This window comes from Polynucleobacter sp. 39-46-10, assembly GCF_002282275.1.
This window is the reverse complement of sequence record NZ_NCJB01000275.1, coordinates 1-3,121: the sequence shown is the minus strand read 5'-3', so window position 1 is coordinate 3,121 and position 3,121 is coordinate 1. Positions and strand designations below refer to the sequence as shown.

5 protein-coding genes and 1 pseudogene are annotated in these 3,121 nt (G+C 45.1%); 2 read left to right on the top strand and 4 right to left on the bottom strand.

Annotated elements, in window-relative coordinates:
* Nucleotides 1-1,133 (top strand): aminoacetone oxidase family FAD-binding enzyme (locus tag B7X71_RS14255; protein ID WP_293601088.1); only part of this gene is annotated, 1,133 nt, incomplete at its 5' end.
* 21 nt (nucleotides 1,134-1,154) lie between these two features.
* On the opposite strand, the gene B7X71_RS14250 is transcribed toward B7X71_RS14255, so the two are convergent.
* Nucleotides 1,155-1,544, bottom strand: a complete 390-nt coding sequence (locus tag B7X71_RS14250) for a group II truncated hemoglobin (protein WP_215301089.1) — start codon at nucleotides 1,542-1,544, stop codon at nucleotides 1,155-1,157.
* Nucleotides 1,545-1,671: 127 nt separating this feature from the next.
* On the opposite strand from B7X71_RS14250, the gene B7X71_RS14245 reads away from it, so the two are divergent.
* Complete coding sequence (locus B7X71_RS14245) at nucleotides 1,672-2,196, top strand: phasin family protein (protein ID WP_215301086.1); 525 nt, start codon at nucleotides 1,672-1,674, stop codon at nucleotides 2,194-2,196.
* A gap of 52 nt (nucleotides 2,197-2,248) precedes the next feature.
* Here B7X71_RS14245 and B7X71_RS14240 read toward each other — a convergent pair whose 3' ends face one another.
* The 3 genes and pseudogenes from B7X71_RS14240 to B7X71_RS14230 form a co-directional block, all read right to left on the bottom strand.
* Nucleotides 2,249-2,485: a TIGR02450 family Trp-rich protein gene (locus B7X71_RS14240; protein WP_293598534.1), complete on the bottom strand. Its 237-nt coding sequence runs from the start codon at nucleotides 2,483-2,485 to the stop codon at nucleotides 2,249-2,251.
* Nucleotides 2,475-2,768 (bottom strand): hypothetical protein, encoded by a 294-nt coding sequence (locus tag B7X71_RS14235; RefSeq protein ID WP_293601086.1) that lies wholly within the window; start codon nucleotides 2,766-2,768, stop codon nucleotides 2,475-2,477. Before B7X71_RS14235 ends, B7X71_RS14240 begins: the two co-directional genes overlap by 11 nt.
* Before the next feature lie 46 nt (nucleotides 2,769-2,814).
* A pseudogene (locus tag B7X71_RS14230) lies at nucleotides 2,815-3,121 on the bottom strand (rhodanese-related sulfurtransferase); the annotation flags it as partial.

Below are 3,121 nucleotides of genomic sequence, written 5' to 3'. Positions count from 1 at the left end.
AAGTCTTAGTACTAGACCATGCAGATGTCTTATGTGAAAAAATTCGTATCAGTGGCGGAGGGCGATGCAACTTTACCAATCTCCACAGCAGTCCAGCTAATTTTCTCTCCTTAAATCCGCACTTTGTAAAAAGTGCTTTATCTCGCTATCCCGCAAAAGAATTTATTCAGCTCGTACAGTCATACCGAATTGCTTATCACGAGAAACATCAGGGGCAATTATTTTGCGATGACTCTGCTAAGCAGATTATTGAGATGCTATTGAGTGAATGCGCCAAGGGATATGTTGATATTCGTCATCCAGTTACAGTGCAGTCCATTTCTCATGAGGCAGGGATATGGAGTGTTACAACCAATGCTGGCACTGAGCGCGCGCGTTCTGTGGTCATGGCAACAGGGGGCCTACCAGTCCCTGCTATTGGGGCCACGGCATACTCTTTAGATATCGCCAAGCAGTTTGGATTGAATGTAGTCCATCCACGCCCCGCATTAGTGCCACTCTCCTTTACCTCTGGAGAATTTGATCATCTAACGGCCTTATCTGGCCTCAGTTTGCCGGTTCGAATTGCCGCAGGATCAAAAGGCAATCGTTATGGTGCTTGCCGCTTTAATGAAGACTTGCTCTTGACTCACAAAGGCCTCTCGGGCCCAGCAGTCCTGCAAGCTAGTAGTTACTGGACTGAGGGTGAAGTTATTCATATTGATTGGTTGGGTGCAGTCGAGGTCGATGGGAGCTTCAGTTGCGATGAATTATTTAATGACGAAGACAATCGACTGAAGTTGACTGAAAATATCTTAGCCTCCGTCATACCACTACGTTTGGCAAAGGCATTTGCAGAACAAAAAAATCTCCTGGGTAAAAAATGGGCTGAGGTCTCTAAAAAGGATAGGCAAGCTCTCAAAGAATTGATTACCAATTGGTCGGTAAAGCCAGCTGGCACCCTGGGCTGGAAAAAAGCAGAAGTGATGTTGGGTGGTGTAGATACTAAAGAGTTAGATGGCCAGACTCTAATGGCTCGTAAGCACCCAGGCTTGTATTTCATAGGGGAGTGCGTTGATGTGACTGGACATCTTGGCGGCCATAACTTTCAATGGGCTTGGGCTAGTGGTTTTGCCTGCGCACATTCCATCTAGATCAAGCTACCAAGCAGTGCATTAGTTTGCTTGGTTTCTCATCCAGTCTGCGGTATTGAAAAAAGATTCCTCAAGCTGGGCACCAATCTGACCATCAATCCCGCAGTCTTCCATGGCTCGATACATGCAGGCAAGCCATTGATTACGCTCTTTTAGGCCGATCTTGAAGGGTAGGTGTCTGGCACGTAGCATGGGGTGACCATACTTCGGCGAGTAAACATCTGGACCACCTAACCAGCCCGATAAAAATAGTTTGAGCTTATCTCTAGAGCTCGACAGGTCCTCCGAGTGCATGGCCCGCAACTCGGCGAAAGGTTCCTCTAGCGCCATCAAATCATAGAAGCGGTCAACTAGCTCCTCAACCTTTGCCGCACCACCAATAATCTCGTAAGGGTTTTTTCTTTCGCTCATACCTTAATTTTAATGCCAATTTAATGTCAATAAAGGGGGAGAATTGGCAAGTTCTTATTTTGGGTATAGAGTGGAAGTATGGGTTTTCGATAGCTCACTGCTCTAATTTAACTACAGGAGAAATGTAATGGACAAGAAAGACATTCAAGCATGGCAACAAGAGAAGGCAAAGGAGTTATTTGATTACTCCCATAAATTATTGGATGCCGCAAAGGACCTCAGTGCGCACCATCTAGAGGAAATTCAGTGGGGCATGAAAAATGCAATGGAGAGTGCTAAGTCAGCTGCTAAGAACGATCTTGTTAAGCTTAAAGAGCTTCAGGAATCTGCCGCAAAAGAAGCCGCTAAGCGTGCAACTGTTTATCAGAAGAAAGTGAAATCAGTTCTGAAAGAGATTGGCGATGACGCAGCAGATGGCACTGAGAAGCATCTTGAAAAAGTTCGTAGCTCTTTAGTCAGTTGGCTTGAAGATGTTGAAGATAAGATTCCAGGTCATGCTGATAAGTTATCTAAGGTAGTGCATGACATGTCCACTGCCGGCCAAAAGATGTTTAAAGAAGGTCGAAAAATTGTGAACCAAGTCGCTGATGCTGCTGAGAAAAACATTGAGGATCTCAGAACTTCATCTCCTAGTAAGAAGAAAACGAAGTAAGTATTTTTAAGTCTGTTGCTAATAAAAAAGCCGTCAATCAATGACGGCTTTTTTACACCCAGCCCTGAAGCCAGATCCCTGTTAATTTGAGGTCTCGCCAAGGAATGATTTGCACACTCTTGTCAAAGACGGCTTCTAGCTCAATGAACTCAATAGGCATTTCAGGTGGCTCCGGAATAATGACCTTGCTAACGAGAAAGTGTTTGCGTTTATTAATAGGTTTAACTGCCGTCCACTTAGTCAGCAACAGCTTCTTTGGATTGAGTGAGTTTTGATTCTTAGAGGGCATTGCACCGAAATTCATTGGCATTGCTAATTAATTGACCAGAGCTAGGTATGAAGCTTTTACTAGAGCTTTGGATTTGAGCTGGGCACTTCACATCAAAATAGCTCACAGGCCCCAAGCTGCCGCAGTAATCAAACTGACGATCCTGAAACTGCATTTGAGCTTTTTTGAGAACCATCGAGTACTTGATTCCAGCGCTATCGATGCATGACCAGGTAGTGTAGGTTTCCCTCTCGCAGGCTAAAAGACCTAAAGATAAGATGACCATTGCAGTTGTTTTATACATAAGGCATTCTAAGTTGCTAACGCCAATACTGCGCTACCAATATCAACTATAGAACCCAGAAGTGATGAGTGCCATCCTTGCCTAGCTGTTCAACCAAGCCATACTCCCAATCTAGATAGGCCTGCATTGCTGCTGGATCGACGCTAGTGCCTTCATACGGGCGTTTATAACGGTCCAGCGGAGGCGACGCTAGGTGTGTGGCACCTCTTTCAAGAGTTAAGCCTGCATCAATCCAAGCTTTATTACCACCATCAAGAACATAAACCGCTGATCCTGTTAGCGCCTGTATTTCATTTGCAGCAAAGATGGCAAGTTCACCGGTTGTGCTCGTGAGGACGAGGCGATTTGCGGTT